At 61.7% G+C, this 16,654-nt stretch carries 10 protein-coding genes and 1 pseudogene; 8 read left to right on the plus strand and 3 right to left on the minus strand.

Annotated features, from left to right (window positions below; all coding sequences use genetic code 11):
- Positions 1-633: 633 nt before the first annotated feature.
- The 3 genes from F3J20_RS01015 to F3J20_RS01025 all read left to right on the plus strand — a co-directional run bounded on the left by F3J20_RS01015 (position 634) and on the right by F3J20_RS01025 (position 4,401).
- The gene (locus F3J20_RS01015; RefSeq protein WP_167281441.1) at positions 634-2,082 is read left to right on the plus strand and encodes a basic amino acid/polyamine antiporter; all 1,449 of its coding nucleotides are present in this window, start codon (positions 634-636) and stop codon (positions 2,080-2,082) included.
- 547 nt (positions 2,083-2,629) lie between these two features.
- Positions 2,630-3,082 (plus strand): Fur family transcriptional regulator, encoded by a 453-nt coding sequence (locus F3J20_RS01020; RefSeq protein ID WP_167281443.1) that lies wholly within the window; start codon positions 2,630-2,632, stop codon positions 3,080-3,082.
- A 512-nt stretch (positions 3,083-3,594) separates the two neighbouring features.
- Positions 3,595-4,401, plus strand: coding sequence for a porin (locus F3J20_RS01025; protein ID WP_345889823.1), 807 nt, complete (start codon positions 3,595-3,597; stop codon positions 4,399-4,401).
- A gap of 61 nt (positions 4,402-4,462) precedes the next feature.
- Here F3J20_RS01025 and F3J20_RS01030 read toward each other — a convergent pair.
- Positions 4,463-4,832, minus strand: a pseudogene (locus F3J20_RS01030) (transposase); the annotation flags it as partial.
- Between F3J20_RS01030 and F3J20_RS01035 the strand changes: the two are divergent.
- Both F3J20_RS01035 and F3J20_RS01040 read left to right on the plus strand, forming a co-directional pair.
- Positions 4,821-4,940, plus strand: a complete 120-nt coding sequence (locus F3J20_RS01035) for an integrase core domain-containing protein (protein ID WP_167037664.1) — start codon at positions 4,821-4,823, stop codon at positions 4,938-4,940. The pseudogene F3J20_RS01030 and the gene F3J20_RS01035 overlap by 12 nt on opposite strands.
- Positions 4,941-5,872: 932 nt before the next feature.
- Positions 5,873-7,171: a site-specific integrase gene (locus tag F3J20_RS01040; RefSeq protein WP_167281445.1), complete on the plus strand. Its 1,299-nt coding sequence runs from the start codon at positions 5,873-5,875 to the stop codon at positions 7,169-7,171.
- A gap of 451 nt (positions 7,172-7,622) precedes the next feature.
- Here the strand turns inward: F3J20_RS01040 and F3J20_RS01045 are convergent, their stop codons facing one another.
- Positions 7,623-13,514, minus strand: coding sequence for an ATP-binding sensor histidine kinase (locus tag F3J20_RS01045; protein WP_240162663.1), 5,892 nt, complete (start codon positions 13,512-13,514; stop codon positions 7,623-7,625).
- Here F3J20_RS01045 and wrbA point away from each other — a divergent pair.
- Positions 13,461-14,075: an NAD(P)H:quinone oxidoreductase gene (gene wrbA, locus F3J20_RS01050; RefSeq protein ID WP_167037672.1), complete on the plus strand. Its 615-nt coding sequence runs from the start codon at positions 13,461-13,463 to the stop codon at positions 14,073-14,075. The two genes, F3J20_RS01045 and wrbA, sit on opposite strands and share 54 nt — an antisense overlap.
- 56 nt (positions 14,076-14,131) lie before the next feature.
- The gene (locus F3J20_RS01055) at positions 14,132-14,527 is read left to right on the plus strand and encodes a nuclear transport factor 2 family protein (protein ID WP_167037674.1); all 396 of its coding nucleotides are present in this window, start codon (positions 14,132-14,134) and stop codon (positions 14,525-14,527) included.
- A gap of 30 nt (positions 14,528-14,557) precedes the next feature.
- On the opposite strand, the gene F3J20_RS01060 is transcribed toward F3J20_RS01055, so the two are convergent.
- Positions 14,558-15,535, minus strand: a complete 978-nt coding sequence (locus F3J20_RS01060) for an oxidoreductase (RefSeq protein WP_167037676.1) — start codon at positions 15,533-15,535, stop codon at positions 14,558-14,560.
- Positions 15,536-15,636: 101 nt separating this feature from the next.
- Between F3J20_RS01060 and F3J20_RS01065 the strand changes: the two genes are divergently transcribed.
- Positions 15,637-16,602 (plus strand): AraC family transcriptional regulator, encoded by a 966-nt coding sequence (locus tag F3J20_RS01065; RefSeq protein ID WP_167037679.1) that lies wholly within the window; start codon positions 15,637-15,639, stop codon positions 16,600-16,602.
- The last annotated feature ends 52 nt before the right edge of the window (positions 16,603-16,654 follow it).

Consider the following 16,654-nt stretch of genomic DNA (forward strand, 5'->3'; position numbering starts at 1 on the left):
CCACCAGTTAAGATGACTAATTACCTTACATACCTACCTGAAATATGTTTCTTTGACCGTGCCTCATGCGCTATGACTCATAGTCGGTGCCGCGGCGTTTCAAATTTACCGATGACATATCATGGCGGCGTTATTCGTTTCGCCGGCAGCAAAGGACATGTACGTGGCACGCAGGGGCCACTTTAACACTCTGTTCGATGCATGCAACTGGTGTGTCTCCAAAGATTGAGGAATTAATCGTTATTGAGCATGGTAAATATGAATTAGTTGTCAAATTCATGCGTACCTGACGTAATGAAATGGACCACTCGCTGCGCATGAAAGAACAATTCACTAAAAGTTGAGTGATGCCATATCGGTAAAGATAATTTATTATGGCTGCGATGATGGTTTGGGCTACTCAGGTTCGCTCGGCGAAACCTGCATGTCGAAGCCTCTTTGAAGCGAACTTTTAACCACTACGACGAGGACATTCCCGACTAGGACACAGGTTGCCTGATCGGGAGAATGGTTTGCATCGCATGCGGAGTGGGTGACATGGATGCATTGCACAACGAGAAGCATATACCGTGTGCGTGCTGATTCCACGTCAGTCCTTTTCCGGAAGAAATCGGCTTCTCCGAATGGTGGACGATGACAACCCAGGTTGAGACGAAACTGTCGTTGCCCGCATTGACCGCGATGGTCGTCGGCTCCATGGTGGGGGCGGGGATTTTCTCGCTGCCGCGCAACTTTGCGCGGGCGACCGGGCCGGCTGGCGCGATCATCGCGTGGTGCGTGGCGGGCATCGGCATGTATGCACTGGCGCGCGTTTTTCAGGCGCTGGCCGAGCGGCGTCCCGAACTCGATGCCGGCGTGTTCGCGTACGCAAGGGCGGGCTTCGGCGACTACGCGGGCTTTCTGTCCGCATTCGGCTACTGGATGGCGGGATGTTTCGGCAATGTGTCCTACTGGGTGTTGATCAAGTCGACACTCGGTGCATTCGTTCCCGCATTCGGCAACGGCAATACGGCGATTGCGATCATCGTGTCGTCGCTGGGCATATGGCTGTTTCACCTCGTGATGCTGCGCGGCGTGCAGCAGGCGACGATGATCAATACGATCGTCACCGTTGCGAAGGTGATTCCGATCGTGCTGTTCATCGGCATTCTGATCGTCTTGTGCCGCGCCGATATGTTCCGCGCGAATCTCTGGGAAGGTCATGGCGAGTTGGGAGCGGGACTCTTCTCGCAGGTGCGGGCCACGATGCTCGTTACCGTGTTCGTCTTTGTCGGCATAGAGGGCGCGAGCGTGTACTCGCGCTATGCGAGAAAGCGCGCCGACGTCGGCACCGCCACGGTCTCGGGCTTCGCGGCGGTATTGTGCCTGCTGGTTCTCGTGACGCTGCTGCCCTACGCGACATTGCCGCGCGCCGACATTGCGCTGATGCGCCAGCCCTCGATGGCCGCGGTGCTCGGTGCGCTGCTCGGTCCATTCGGTGTGGTGTTTGTCAGTGTGGGGCTGATCGTTTCGATTCTCGGCGCTTACCTCGCATGGTCGCTGATCTGTGCCGAGGTGCTGTTTGCCGCCGCGCGCATGGAGACGATGCCGCGCATCTTCTCGCGGCAGAACGAGCGCAAGCTGCCGGTCGCCGCTATCTGGCTGACCAGCAGCGTCGTGCAGATGTTCGTGATCAGCACATACTGGTCGACCGATGCATTCGCGTTGATGCTCAATCTCACGAGTTCGATGGCGCTGATTCCGTATTTTCTCGTGGCCGCGTATGGCATCAAGGCTGCGCGTCACGATCGCGAGCATAGCGAGCAACGTGGCGACCGTGCTTTGAGCCGCGTGTTACGCAGGGAATATTTCATTGCGGCGTTCGCGACGTTGTATACGGCCTTTCTGCTGTTCGCGGGGGGCGCCAAATTTCTGATGCTGTCGGCGTTGCTCTATGCGCCGGGTTCGGTGCTTTACGTGCTGGCGAAACGCGAGCGTGGCCAGCGTGTGTTTTCCAAGGCTGAGTGGGTTATCTTTGCCGTCGCGGTGTGTGGTGCTGTTGGCGCGTTGGTTGGTCTTGTGTCTGGGGGCATTGTCATTTAAGACTTCGGGCTTCGCTGTCGTGATCTGCAAATGTTCACGCAATTCGGGGTACTGCGTGGCAAACCATAGCAACGGAGCGTTTCCAAACCGGCGCGTGAATTCGTCGTCGAATCGCGTATGACAGGAAAATGAATACCTAAAATTATCGCGAATATTGCAGCACTCCATCTCAAGCGCGGCAATGCTGCCGCTTCATGAATTGCGATAACTCGCGAACATCATGGACAACTGTCAACAAAAGCGGGTATAGGCCGGTCGATCTGGCGATCGCGCATCACATTGCAGGCGGGAGCTAAAACTTCTTCACGTCGCATGCAGCCAATGAATTTCTCATGGCAACACCTGGCGCGAAGCCATGGCATAAAAACGAAATTCGCCGCAACTCAACAACGACCTTAAGGTTCTCCTAAGGATGCAGCTCTCATAGTCTCTCCTCTTGCCATTCGTCCTGCGAGAGCCGGGCGATAACCGTCCCGCCCCTTTCTTCGCATCGACCGGCGACGACAGTCCTCTCCAACGGCGCGATCGCCTGCGCCGCGTTGCCATCATGTCCATGAACATTCATCGAATTCTCGAGCAGGCCGGCTTGCGGCCCACGCTTCCGCGTGTCCTCGTGCTGGAGTTTTTTCATCAGCACGCCCATGAGCATTTCAGCGCGGATCAGGTCTACAAGCGCCTGAATGGCGATACGCCGAATATGAGCCTGGGGACGCTTTATCGCGCGCTAGGTCTGCTCGTGGACAGCGGGTTGTTGAGCAGCGTTGCACTCGGCGAAGGCTGCCTGGTTTACGAGTTCAATGACGGCAAGCCGCACGATCACATCGTGTGTACCGAATGCGGCGGCATCCGCGAGTTCTTCGACGAAGAGATCGACGCGCGTCAACAGGCGGTCGCGGATCAACTCGACTTCGACGTATCGGGACGGCACCTCGTACTATTCGGCCTGTGTCCCGACTGTAGAACGGGCAAGGTGCAGGTGCGCATGGTGGGCAGAAGATAGCAGAGCACATCCGACGCCACTCGTTCCGACTGGTCGCGTGCGCCGCACACCCGAGCAGAAAATAAGCAATTCGAAACATTCGATAGACGAATCGGTCCTAGCCTCGGCAACGGCGGTCCGTGTGTGCAATCGAGCGCACCCGCACGGCCGTCGTCACGGTCATCGACTCGGGTAATATCGTGCCGTTGCCGCTGGCGCATGATGAACGACGAGGGCTGTTCGTGAACGCCCAGGCCGGTGCCCGGTTGCAACGTCGCGCCCGGCAACGGGCACGAGGGCCACGGCGGTTGCATGATCGACAAATCCGGCCATGACTTCAACGATCAGACGTTGCCGATCGGTGTCGCCTGCCGGGCCATTTTTGTCGAGCAATACTCCCTGTAGTCCGACATTCGCAATGTGCTATCGCTGACTGGTGCGGCGCCGGATCGGCGGCAAGACTCTACCCATAACGATGCCGACAACGAGGAGTCACATGAAATATAAGAAGACCGTTTTGTGCTGCAGCAGCGGTGCTGTTTTCTCACACGGCTTGGGCCGACTCGTATTTTCAGCGAGTGCTGTCCGAGTGGCCGTCGATGCCATCCGCTATCCAGCAGAGCGGCATTTCGCTCTATGGCGCCGTCGACATGGGCCTCAATTTCCAGAGTGTGAGCGGCAATTCGCGCTGGCAGACGCAGAGCGGCGGCGTTCACACGTCGCAATTCGGCTTGTTCGGCCGGGAAGACCTCGGTGGCGGCCTGAAGGCGGAATTCAATCTTGAAAACGGCTTCATGGCGAACAACGGCACGTTCGGCACCAGCAATACGCTGTTCGATCGCGCCGCGTGGGTTGGCCTCAATTCGGCAAGCTGGGGCGTGGTGCGCCTCGGCCTGCAGCCGACCGCGAATCTGCCGCCCTTCGTCGACCCGTTCGGCGAAGTGACGACGAATTCGGTCGTCACGTGGCTCGTGGGCGGTGCGGTGCAAACGCCGAAGGGTGTCGGCTACAACGCCGACCTCGGCCCGGGTTCGAGTCAGGTGCTCGTGCGCACAAACAACGCGGCAACGTGGACCACGCCGCGCATCATGGGTTTCGGCGCAACCTTCCTCTATGCGTTCAACGGCCAGGCCGGCGTGTCGCCGAACGCGTCGAACGAGGGCGCTGTCGCGTCGTGGACGAACGGCACATGGTATCTGGCGGCGCATATATTCGCCCGTGCGCGCTGGTGCGTGGACGCGATGGCTGACCAACAAAACGGGCTTGCAGCCATTGCCGATTGTGCCGAAAGCACAACCCTTACCGCTGCCCGAGATCATTGCGCGCCAGGCGCGCATTGAAGTGCCGGCCACGAGGAGCGAGCGGCGCAAACCCCGCTGAGGGGTGCCCCTATGTCCTTCGTCAAGCGTTAGGGGCTGACTTGGGTTGGTAAATGGAGCCGTCGCGCAGCATGGCGAACAGGACGTCGCAGCGTCGCCGTGCCAGTGCGATGAGGGCCTGGTTATGTCGCTTTCCCTGCTGGACCTTGCGTGCGTAATAAGCCCGTGAGACGGGGTCTCTCAAGGCCGCGAAGGCAGATAGAAACAAGGCGCGTTTGAGCACCTTGTTGCCGCGCCTGGACGGATGCTCGCCACGGATGGATGAGCCTGAGCGCCAGGTAACCTGCCGAAGCAAATGCTTTGTGTGCGACCTCGGTGAGAAGTCTGGCGGCGGTCCTGACGCCGACTCCCGGCATGCTGGTCAGGACCGGCCAAAGAGGGTGAGCGAGCAGCCGTCGATGGGCACGGCCGGTGACGCCTACGACAACGCCATGTGCGAATCATTCTTCGGCACGCTCGAAGCGGAGTTGCTGTCGCGAGAACACTTTCCGACCCATTAACAGGCTCGACGTCGTCTCTTCTGGTTCCTCGAGGGCTGGTACAACGTGCGTCGCTTACATAGCAGCATCGGCTACTATTCGCCGCTCGAATTCGAAGAGTCGCACATAAAAAAACTGGGCGCTCCGACATGCAGGTTGCCCATCGTCGGGCGGCGTCATGGTCGTGACAGGCGACCCGCCGCCCGCCCGTGGACAACCTGCGACTCATCGATCAATGGAGGCCAACCACACATCGATCGAAACCGCAAATCCGTCCGTCGAAGCGGGTCAATCTCACTACCACGCCAAACAGAATTGTAGGGAGTGTGCAGCCAACAAGGTCTCGCCGGCGAGTGTCTCATGCCCTAGTGGAAGCGGTCGGTCGGCAATTGCTTGTGGATGGCACAAGTGGGCCGATCAGGCGCGTGTCGCGGAACTTCTATCATCATTCGCGAGAATGACGTTTCAGACGGGTTTTTCACTCACGGACGGCAGTGTATCGTCGACGTGCAAGCTCGACGGCGGACGCGAGACTCGTGAAGCTACGTCTCATATCGACGGCAAAGTCAGTCGCGCTTGACCTTATCCGCACGAACCTCAACTGTGCGTTCCGAGGAGATTATCGAGTTTCCGGCGAATCGTGAATGCGGCGCGCCGTCTCGTTAACGCCGTTGATACTCCGAGCGCAGGCGTCTAATGGACGTTACTGGAATATTTTGGAGTGGGAATGATTTAGACTGCTCCCAGGTCGTTCCGGGAGGTCCGGTTTTTCCTGTTTTTCCGTTAAAAAACAGAGGGTTATTGTCCGCGGCGATCCGATGGGATCCGGACAGTGCCCGGAGGAAATGTCGGTATCGGTGACGGTACCGACATTTCTTCCTCGGACGGCCTTGTCCGATACCGTCAAGTCAGTCTGACGGTATCGGTTGACGGTATACGTTCGAGGAGTCCCTATGCTCACAGACATGCAGTTGCGAGCGCTGAAGCCGGCCCAGAAGATCTACAAGGTTGCCGATCAGCGTGGGCTATATGCGGCAGTGACGCCGTCAGGCGCGGTGAGCTTCCGGTACGACTACCGGGTGAACGGTCGCCGGGAAACCCTGGTTATCGGTCGGTACGATCCATCACTTTCCGCACGGAAGCCACGCAAGCTAGACGAACTCGGATTCGGAATGGCTATTAGCCTCCCGGAAGCCCGGCTTCTACGCGACCAAGCCTACGGAGCCATCCAACGCGGAGAAAGTCCGTCACGTGCGAAAGTCGAGAAACGGGTCGAGGCGACCGAGGCGCTAACGTTCGGTAAGTGGGCGGAGAAATACTTTGTGGAGACTGCTCTTGCCGACTCAACACGAGCGATGCGCAAATCGGTATACGAGCGGAATCTCGCGTCGGAATTCGGCCGGCTGAAGTTGGAAGAGATCACGCCCGCACGACTGATGGCGCGCTGCGAGAAGATCAAGGAGAGGGGCGCCGCGGCCCCTGCCGTGCAGGCGCGCGACATCGTTCTGCAGGTCTATCGTTTCGTGCAGGCGCGAGGACTAAAGGTGGACAATCCTGCGGAGGTCATCCGCCCGTCTGCCATCGCCACCTTCAAGCCGCGTGATCGTGCACTGTCGCCCGCAGAAATCCATGTGTTTTTCAGTGCATTGGAACGGACGCCGACGATGCCTACGCTGCGTCTTGCTATCAGATTCATGCTGCTCACGCTGGTGCGCAAGTCCGAGTTCATTCTGGCGATGTGGAGTGAGATAGATTTCGACGCCGCAGTCTGGACAATTCCGAAGGAACGGATGAAGGCCGGCCGTTCTCACATTATCTATCTTAGCCAACAGGCTCTGGACATTCTGGTCGCATTCAAGACGTGCTTCGGAGCGAGTTCGTACGTGCATCCGGGCCGCTATGAGACGGCTTCCCCGATAAGTGCGGCGACCCTGAACCGTGTCATCGACAGCACGGTCAAGCTGATACGCGACGACGGGGTGGATTTTGATCCGTTCACGGTGCATGATCTGCGTCGGACGGCCAGCACACTGTTGCACGAAACAGGGTTCAACACCGACTGGATCGAGAAATGCCTCGCTCACGAACAGCGTGGCGTGCGCGCGGTCTACAACAAGGCCGAGTATGCAGAGCAGAGGAGGGAGATGCTCCAGGCGTGGGCGGATATGCTGGACGGCTGGATTGCCATCAATCCAAAGATGAGCGTTCTCGCGTCGACACAGCCAGTCAAGACTCGTGAGTACATCTCTTAAGTTCGAACTTCTATGTGCTCAAGAATGTACCTGTTTGCATTCGGATCGCCATGTTTGACGCTGGGCGAATAAACAAAATTTCGGCATGGGTGGAAAATTATCCTGGGTACGTTGGATTCCTATCTATTTGGTAAAATATTTTCTGGTTCAGGAGAGGACTCGAATATAAAGTTTAAGTATTTGAAAATTAAATAAATATTTTTATTTCATATCGAAAATATACGTATTTGTATACGCAAAACAGTGGATTCTTCCGGACGATCCCGGCACTGGACTATCAAGCTCCAGCGCGTTCTGTTGGGGGAGCTGAAACCCTTGCTGGGTCGGCTTCTCAGTCTCGCCTCTATTCCCTGGTTTACTGTCTTGGTCCGTTGACTTCCTCTGTTTCGTGGGGCTGGTTGAGGCATGCCTCTGTCTTCAACAGCCCGGCGCTCAGTGCGCCAGCTATTCATCAACTGGCCTTATTGCTACCAGGAAGCACGAACTCGAAGACCGCGCCGTGGGGAACGTTGGCGCTCGCGTGAAGCTTTCCCCGATGTGCTTCGACGATCGAACGGCAGATCGACAAACCCATGCCGAGACCCCGCGTCTTCGTCGTGTAGAACGCATCGAAAACGCGCTCGGTTTCCTTCGTCGGCAGCCCGGGGCCGGTATCGCGCACGACAACCGATACGCAGTTCGGCGCATGTCCCGTCGTGCTGATCTGCAATTCGCGTGGCTTGCCGCTTGTCGTGCACATCGCCTCGATTGCATTCATGATCAGGTTGAGCATGAGTTGCTGAAGCTGTACGCGGTCGCCCAGCATGAACGGTAAGTCCGCATCGAGTGAAGTCGTGACCGAAACGCCGTTTTTCGATGCTTCGCCTTGCACCAGATCGATCACGGCGCGAACGGCCTCGTTGATATCCACCTGCTCTTGACGGAGCGGGGCCTTCTTGACCAGCTCCCTGATTCCCTCGATGATGCCGCCGGCTCGCCTGCCGGCGCTGACGATGTCATCGAGCGATTCCCTGATTTCCCCCAGGTCGGGTGGGGTGGCCTTCAGCCAATGCAGGGCCGCCGCCGCATGCGTGACGGCCGCTGTGATGGGCTGCTGGACTTCGTGAGCGATCGAGGCGGTGAGCTGGCCCATCGTCGCCACGCGGTTGGCATGTGCCAGTTCCATTTGTGCTTCTAGGTAGCGCCGCTCGTTCTCGCTCGCTTCGGCTTCAGCTCGCTTGCGCTCGGTCAGGTCAAGTACGAAGCCGATGCTTTCGTCGCCGCCTGCTTCGAGCAGCGCCATGCCGATCAGCACCGACACGCGGCTGCCGTCCTTTCTGAAATATTCTTTCTCGAATGGCGCCAGCTTGCCGGCCGTCATCAGCGTCTGAATTTTTTGCCTGTCGATCTCATGCCACTCGGGCGGCGTCAGCTCGGTCCAGCGGATGCGTCCCGCTACGAGATCGTCGCGGCAATATCCGATGATACGTAGAAAGGCGTCGTTGGCCTCGAAAATCCGGCCCGCCGTATGCCAGATCGCGATGCCGACGATATTGGCATCGATCAGGCGGCGGATGTGCGCCTCGCGTTCGGCCAGTTCCTGATACAGGCGCGCATTCTCCAGCGTGGTCGCGGCTTGCGAGGCCAGCAGCTTCAGCACTGCGATCCGGCCCGGCACGAAGACGCGAGCCGCCAGATTGTTCTCGAGGTATAGCGTGCCGACCAGCTTGGTCTGGTTGACGAGCGGCAGGCAGAGAACCGAGCGGACCCGATGCGCGCCGATATAGGCATCGGCGGCAAACGGCGCTGCTCCGGTGCACGCATCGTCGAGCAGGATGCTCTCGCGCGTGCGTACGACGTACTGGAGCACGCTCTCCGGCAGCCTCGCCGTCGTGGCGGGTTCATCGCAGAGCGTCACGACGACGGCGTCGCCGGCTACGCTTGCATGCGCGGCGATGCGCTGCTCGTCGCCGCGCGCGAGCGTCAGCACGCAGCGCTGCGCGCCCGCGTGCCCGAGCGCGATGCGCAGCAGCTTGTCGAGCAATTGCGCCAGTTCGAATTCGCCGGACATGGCTTGAGATATTCCGGTCACGATCGAAAGATCGAGGCGCTCGACCGATGTCTCGATCGCCCTCGTCGCGGCGAGCACGGGCTCGCGCGTACGAAGGTGCGGATACGTCTCTTCGAGCTGCCGCACCTTGCCGTCGGCACCCCAGTTCAGATAAGCGTCGCGTGCGCTGCGCCGGAGCATCTGCGCAAACGTTTCGAGGCCGCGCGTCGCATGAAAGCGCGCGGCCAGCTCGCAAGCGAGCGCCTCGATGTGGATGAAGCCGTTCTCGCGAGCCGACCGGATGGCCCGCTCGAAGCGTTGCCGGGCGCCGGGTTCGTCTCCGTCGATGCGGGCGAGTTCGGCTCCGGCCAGTGCCGAGCGGCAGGCGAAGTTCTCGGGACAATCGGCCGACCAGGCTTCGAGTTGCCGCTGGTGTCCGGCGAGGGCGGCCCGGTGCCGCTGCCGTTCGCCGAGCGGTGCAAAGTCGAACGCGAGTGCGTGGGAGAGGGCCGCGTAAAAGTAATATTCAGCCAGTTCGAAGCTCAACGGCACGCCCCACAGGAAGCGTTGCGCCTGCGCGGCTGCCTCGACGGCTGCCTCGTGATCGCCGGCGAAGAAGCGCGCCTGCATCTTGCGCACCCAGTAGAAGCATCTGGGACTGGGCCAGCCCGGGTGCGTGGCGAATCGCTGTTCGATCCCGCGTTCGTCGAACTGGCTGTCGTCGAAGGTGCCGAATCCCGGCGTCAGGCCGCACAGTGTCCGGACCAGTTGGCGCTGCGCTTCGATGATGTCGACCAGCCCGCCGTACTGCGTCTTGCGCGCGAAGACGAGACTATGCTCCGCCTCGCGAAGCACCTCGGGCAAGGCGTCGCCTGCGGCGAGCAGGTTGGTGATCATCTGGACGCGCGAGTACGCGCCGTAGAGGAGATTGCCGTGCCGCTCCGCGACCTGCGCCGCGCGGCGCAGCGGATCGCGTCCGGCGCGGACATGCTGCGCCCAGTGTGCCAGGCCGGCGGCGAAGGTCGTGTGCGTTCTGGCCTCGAAGCGTGTCAGTGCGCACCGGTCGACGAGTCCGCAGGCGAGCCGGCCCAGCCGGAATGCGGTCCGGTAGTCGTTGAATCTCGCGCCCGCGGCGATGCCGAGTTGGGTATAGGCGGGGCACGACGCATCGGCATGGCCATATTCGAGGCTTAGCGCGATCGCGCGGCAGAACAGCAGCACGAACAGGTTGATGCGTTGGCCCGTCTGAAAGATGGGCGGGCCGAGCCTGATCAGGACGTGCAGCGTCGCGAGCGAGTCGGGATCGGTCATCAGCGGAAGCGCGAAGAGATCTTCATCGCTGCGCTCGCGAAGGCGCGACACGATCTGTTCGTACTCCTCTTGCGCTTCGTCGTCGGTCGGATGCGGCGACACGCCGATACCCGCGCCGCGCAGATAGTCGAGCCCGATCGCAATGGCGCGGTCGTTCTGGTCGCCGAGCGAAAAGTACAGGTCGATGCCGAGCGAGGCGACGGCGGCCCGCTCGACGTGCGTGAGCGCGTGTCCGGCAAGTTCATCGAGCCGCATCCGCGCGTCGGCCGTGGCACCGGTCAGGAAGTCGCATTCGGCGCGCAGGCTGTCGAGCGAAAAGCACAACGCATGACGGCGCGCCCAACTGTCCCCGGTCAACAGCGCTGCGCCGGCGCCGGTATAGGCACGCGCGGCGGCATAGGCCGCCGACGCCCTGGCGCGGCGTCCCGCAAGCAGATTGAGTTCGGCGAGCTGCTCGCGTTCATCCCGCGAATCGATCAGGCCGGCGCCGCGATTGAGTTGGCCGACGATGTCGAAAATGTTCTCTTCCAGTTGCGCGGGAGGCGTATGCGCGAGAAGGCAGCGCCCGATCCGCAGATGCGTGTGCGCGATCGACGGGGTGGCAATCAGCGCATAGGCGGCTTCCTGGACACGGTCGTGAGTGAACCGGTAGACACCGCCGCCGAGTTCGACCAGTTCGTTGCGCAGCGCCGGCCACAACAAATCGTGGACTTCGCACTCGGTCGCATCCAGCACGGCCGACAGCATCGCGATCGTGCAGTCGCCGCCGAGGCCGGCGAGCTGTTGCAGCGCATGCTGCGCGGGCGCCGGCAATCGTGCGAGTTTGCCGGCCATCAGATCTGCTACGTTGTCGGTGTAACCGGTGGCGTGAATCTGTCCGATGTCCCACGACCAGCACGCGGCGCGGTGATCGAAGGTCAGCAGGTTTTCCTCGGCAAGCGCATGGAGAAACTGGTTGACGAAAAACGGATTGCCACCCGTCTTCGCATGCACGAGCTGGGCGAGCGGCGCGGCCGATTCGAGATCGCGGCGAATCGTATCCGCCACCAGTTGCGTCACGTGCTCGCACGTGAGTGGGGCGAGCGCGATTTCGTCGACCCGTGTGCCGGTTTTGCGGATCATGGCGAGCTTGAGCGCGAGCGGATGATCGGCATCGACCTCGTTGTCCCGGTATGCGCCGACCAGCAGCAGGTGTCGCAGGTCGGAGCTGACCAGCAGATATTCGAGCACGTCCAGCGTAGCGGCATCGAGCCACTGCAGATCATCGAGGAACAGCGCGAGCGGATGTTCCGGCCGCGCGAAGACGCCGATGAAACGCTGGAACACGAGATGCAAGCGGCTGCGTGCTTCCTCGAGAGGCAGCTCCGGCGCTGGCGGTTGTGCACCCACGATGAATTCGAGTTCGGGCACCAGTTCGACCATCAACTGGGTGTTCGGTCCCAGCGCCTTCAGCAGCGCGTCCCGCCAGGCGCTCAGCTCGGCCTCGTGCTTGCCCAGCAGCGGCCGCACGAGGCTCTGGAAAGCCTGTACGAGCGTCGAATACGGTATGTCGCTTTTGCCCCGCTCGAACTTGCCCGCGGCGAAGAGCCCGCGAGGCGGCACCCGCGCCTTGTGCAGTTCGTTGACGATCGACGACTTGCCGATGCCCGAATACCCGGTGACGAGAATCAGGGCGGGGGAGCCGTTCCGGATGACGTGATTGAATGTGCCGACGAGGCGCGTGATTTCACGCGACCGCCCGTATAGTTTTTCGGGGATCAGCAGACGGTCCGGCACGTCGCCCGCACCGGGCAGGAAGTCGTCGATACGGCCTTGCGTGTCCCATTGATCGAGGCAGCGGCACAGGTCGTGTTCGACGCCGGCGGCTGTCTGGTAGCGGTCCTCGGGCATCTTGGCCAGCAGCTTCATGATGATGCGCGAGACCGCCTCGGGAATGTGCGGCGCCCGTTCGCTCGGCGCCAGCGGCTGTCGTGCGATATGGCAGTGGAGCCACTCGATCGGATCGGTAGCGGCGAAGGGCAGCATTCCCGTCACCAACAGGTAGAACGTGACGCCGAGCGCATAGAGGTCGCAGCGCGAATCGATCGAGCGATTCATCCGTCCTGTCTGCTCGGGTGCCATGTACGCAGGCGTGCCGGCGATGAATTCCGGCGGCTCCAGCGACTGACGCTGGCGTGGCACCTGGGTGGCAATGCCGAAGCCCGTGAACTTCGCTTCGCCGCCATGGCGATCGACCAGGATATGGGCGGGCTTGATATCCCGATGGATCAAGCCGCGCGCATGAAGTCTGCCGAGCGCGCCGGCGATACCATGGGCCAGCCGAAGGAAACGCGGCAACGACAAGGGTGCCGGTATCAATTCCAGTGGCTCGTTGCCGCAATCCTCGAGTACGAGGCAGGGCGTCCCCCGTTCGCATGTGAGCAGCAATGGGCGGGCCGCTGCGATGGGGTCGAGCACGTCCTTGAGCGCGTATTCGTGTGCGAACCGTTCTGCCAGTCGCTCAGTTGCGAAGTCCGTGGCAGGTCTTACGACGAGCACCGCGCGGCGCTCTCCATTGTCGCCTGCGCGCGATTCCCGATAGAACACGCATTCGCTGTTCTTCCAGGCGAAGCGTGGCGAATTCGATCCGAAGTTCACTTGATACGCGTCCGAAGTGGAGCAGGGTAGTTCGATCTCGCCGGGAACCCGCGGACTGCCTGGCCCGCAGGGATCGGTGCAGTCTACTATATCGGGCGGACGGTCTCCACGCCGCACTCGTCGAGCGAATCCGTTCGACCGCGACTCTTTACATCGTGGATACGCAATCTTTCCAGCGGCGCTGTTTATTCGACGCGCAATGCCGTCTACATTCTGTCCGTCGGCGCCGATGAGTACTATCCGCAATCGGCGGTATCCGAATGCCGGCTCGCGACCGCTTCCGGTCAGGCGAGCATAACCAGGGAGTCCAGAATGAAAGCCAAAGTACTCGTCCTCTACTACTCGACCTACGGCCATACCGAACATCTGGCCAACGCCATTGCCGAAGGTGCGCAGGGCGCCGGCGCGGAAGTCGCCGTCAGGCGCGTGCCGGAACTCATGCCGCTGGAGGTCGCGCAGAGGGCGGGTGCCAAGCTCGAGCAGGCCGCGCCTGTCGCGCGTCCCGAAGAACTCGTGGACTACGATGCGATCATCATCGGCAGCCCGACACGCTTTGGCCGCGTCTCGTCGCAACTGGCCAACTTCCTCGATCAGACGGGCGGCCTGTGGGCGCAAGGCAAACTGATCGGCAAGGTCGGCGGCGCGTTCGTGTCGACGGCGAGCCAGCACGGCGGGGCCGAAACCACGCTGTTCTCGATCCTGACGTCGATGATGCACCACGGCATGATCACGGTCGGCTTGCCGTACTCGTACAGCGGCCTGACGAACATGAACGAGATCACGGGTGGCGCGCCCTACGGCGCGACGACACTGGCCGGCGCGGATGGCAAGCGTCAACCGAGCGATAACGAACTGGACGGGGCACGCTTTCAGGGCCGTCATATCGCCGGGATTACGACCGCGCTGCTGCGCGGCCGCAATCAGTAACCGCGTGCGCCGGCGCGGTCACCGGCAGCAAGCGTGACGTTTTCAGGAGCAGCGAAATGCAAGCCCACCCGAATGCACGAGCCGTCGATAATTCGCACTTCGATATCCTGAGGAAACTTCAGGTGTATCTGGACGCGATTTACAGCGGCGACGTAGCGGCTTTGCAGTCCACCTTTCATCCGGCCTCGTTGCTCTTTGCCGAAGTTCGCGGGGAGATCGTGCAGAAGACGCTCGATGTATACCTGCAAGGCGTGAGATCGCGACAGAGTCCGGCTTCGCTGAACGAACCCTACGGGATGTCCGTGCTCGGCGTCGAGGTCGTCGGCAATATGGCGTCGGCCAAGGTGCGCGTGAAGATGTCGGGAAACAACTACTACGATTTCCTGTCGCTGCTGAAGGTGGACGGGCGCTGGCTGATCGTCAACAAGCTGTATACGCACATCGACGAGTAGGGGCGCGCGACCTGCCGTTTGCCAGTCCGCTCAGTCGATATGCACGCCGGTCAAGTGCTCGCTGAGTTGCCAGAGCCGCCCGGCCGCGACCGGGTCCATCGCGCGCGGCCGTACGCCACGCAGTTCAGCCGAATCGTCGGCGGGCAGGGCGGGCGCGATCTCGCAGTCGGCGCAGTAAACGCCCCCCATGCCGGCGAGCCGCGCGCTCGTCGCGCACCATAGCGTGGTGGCGGCACCTTGTTCCGGCGTTTTCTTGTTGTTCTGCGGATCGATGATCGGCTTGCCTGCCTTGTCGATGATTTCGCTCGCATCGATCAGCGCCTGCGGCATGTGGCGGATGAGCGGCGTCGCGATACCGCCGGGATGCACGGAGAACGCTCGCACGTTCTCGCGTTGTCCGATCGAGTCGAGTGCGACGGCGAACAGCGCATTGGCGGTCTTGGATTGCCCGTAGGCAACCCACGGGTCGTAGGTGCGCGCGATGAAGTTAGGATCGCGAAAGTCGATGCCCGCGCGCCGGTGGCCGTAGGAACTCAGCGCAATTACGCGGGCGCCTTGCGCGCGGCGCAAGGCCGGCCACAGCCGGCAGGTCAGCTGAAAATGACCAAGATGGTTGGCCGCGAATTGAGATTCGTAGCCGCGTGCATCGCGCAGGAGCGGCGGTGCCATGATTCCGGCGTTGTTGACGAGGAGGTGCAGCGTGTCAGTTGTCGCGAGCACGCGTTCGGCAAACCTGTCGATCGACGCCGGGTCCAGCAGGTCCATCTGTTCCAGAATCACGCCCGGCATGTCGCGCAGTGCCGCGCGGGCTTTGCTCATGTCGCGAGCCGGCACATGGATCGTTGCGCCGGCCGGGCGCAGCGCGCGGACCGTTTCGATGCCGATGCCGGAATAGCCGCCCGTGACGACCACGTGCCTGCCGCTCAGATCGACGCCCACCATCACGTCGGCGGCGGTGGAAGCGGGGCCGAACCCGGAGCCGATGGGCGCCTGCAAGGTAGTGGACATGGCGTGACTCCGTTTGTTTGACGGGCCCACTTTAGCCTGCGCCGTTCGTACGCGGAATGCTTGAAAGCGCGTGTTTTATGTGAGGGAGTTCGAATATGGCAATGGATCTTCTTTCGGACCTGCTCGATCTCGTGCGGGCGCGCTGCACGCTTGCCGGGCGGTTCGTCGCGGGCGGAAGCTGGGTGCGCCGTTTTGACCAGCTCGACGCCGTGAAGCTGTGCGCCGCCGCCGGCGGCGCCTGCTGGTTCTTCATGGAGGGAATGGCCGCCCCTGCGCGGTTCGAGCGCGGCGACGTGCTGGTGACGAACGGTTCCGCTTCGCTGATTCTGGCGAGCGAACCTCGCCTCGTAGAGCATGCGCGCGCGACGCCGCTCGCGCGGGACGACAACGGCGACTACCGGATCGGGCACGGTGCGGATTTCATGATGCTGGGCGGCATGGTGCGGATCGACGCGCGGCACCAGCGACTGCTGCGCGGCGGCCTGCCGCCCGTCATTCATGTGAGCGGCGCCCGGCGCGAGGCGGCAAGCCTCGCGTGGCTGCTCGAACAGATGGTGCTCGAAATGACGCCGCCAGCGCGTCCCGGCTGGTCTGGCGTGCTGACGGAGCTGGCACAGCTTCTTTTCGTGCAGACGCTCAGGGCGTATGTCATGCAGTCGCCGGACAGCGACGGCGGCTGGCTGCGAGCGCTGGGCGACCGGCGCCTCGCTCCCGCCATCGCCTGCATGCACGCCGATCCCGGGCGGGCATGGCGTCTCGACGAGCTTGCGCAGCAGGCCGGCATGTCGCGCACCTCGTTCGCTGTGCACTTTCGCGAGGCAATGGGCGTGCCGCCTCTCGCCTATCTGACCCATTGGCGCATGCATCTGGCCGAGCGGGCGCTGCGTGCCGGCGCATCGGTCGCGCAGGCCGCCGAGGCGATCGGCTATACGTCGGAAAGCGCGTTCAGCCATGCGTTCAAGCGCACGACCGGTATTGCGCCGGGACGCTGCCGCAGGGCAATCGACGAAGAGAGCCTGCTGTCCTGGCCGGACATGGCGGAAAGCGAGGCGGCGACCGAGTTGTAAAACCGGCTTCGGAAGAGGCCGGGCCCCGGCCATGGCCGGCCAGTCATGCGCG

Origin of the sequence: Paraburkholderia sp. Cy-641, assembly GCF_011752945.1 — a bacterium.
Taxonomy (GTDB): Bacteria; Pseudomonadota; Gammaproteobacteria; order Burkholderiales; family Burkholderiaceae; genus Paraburkholderia.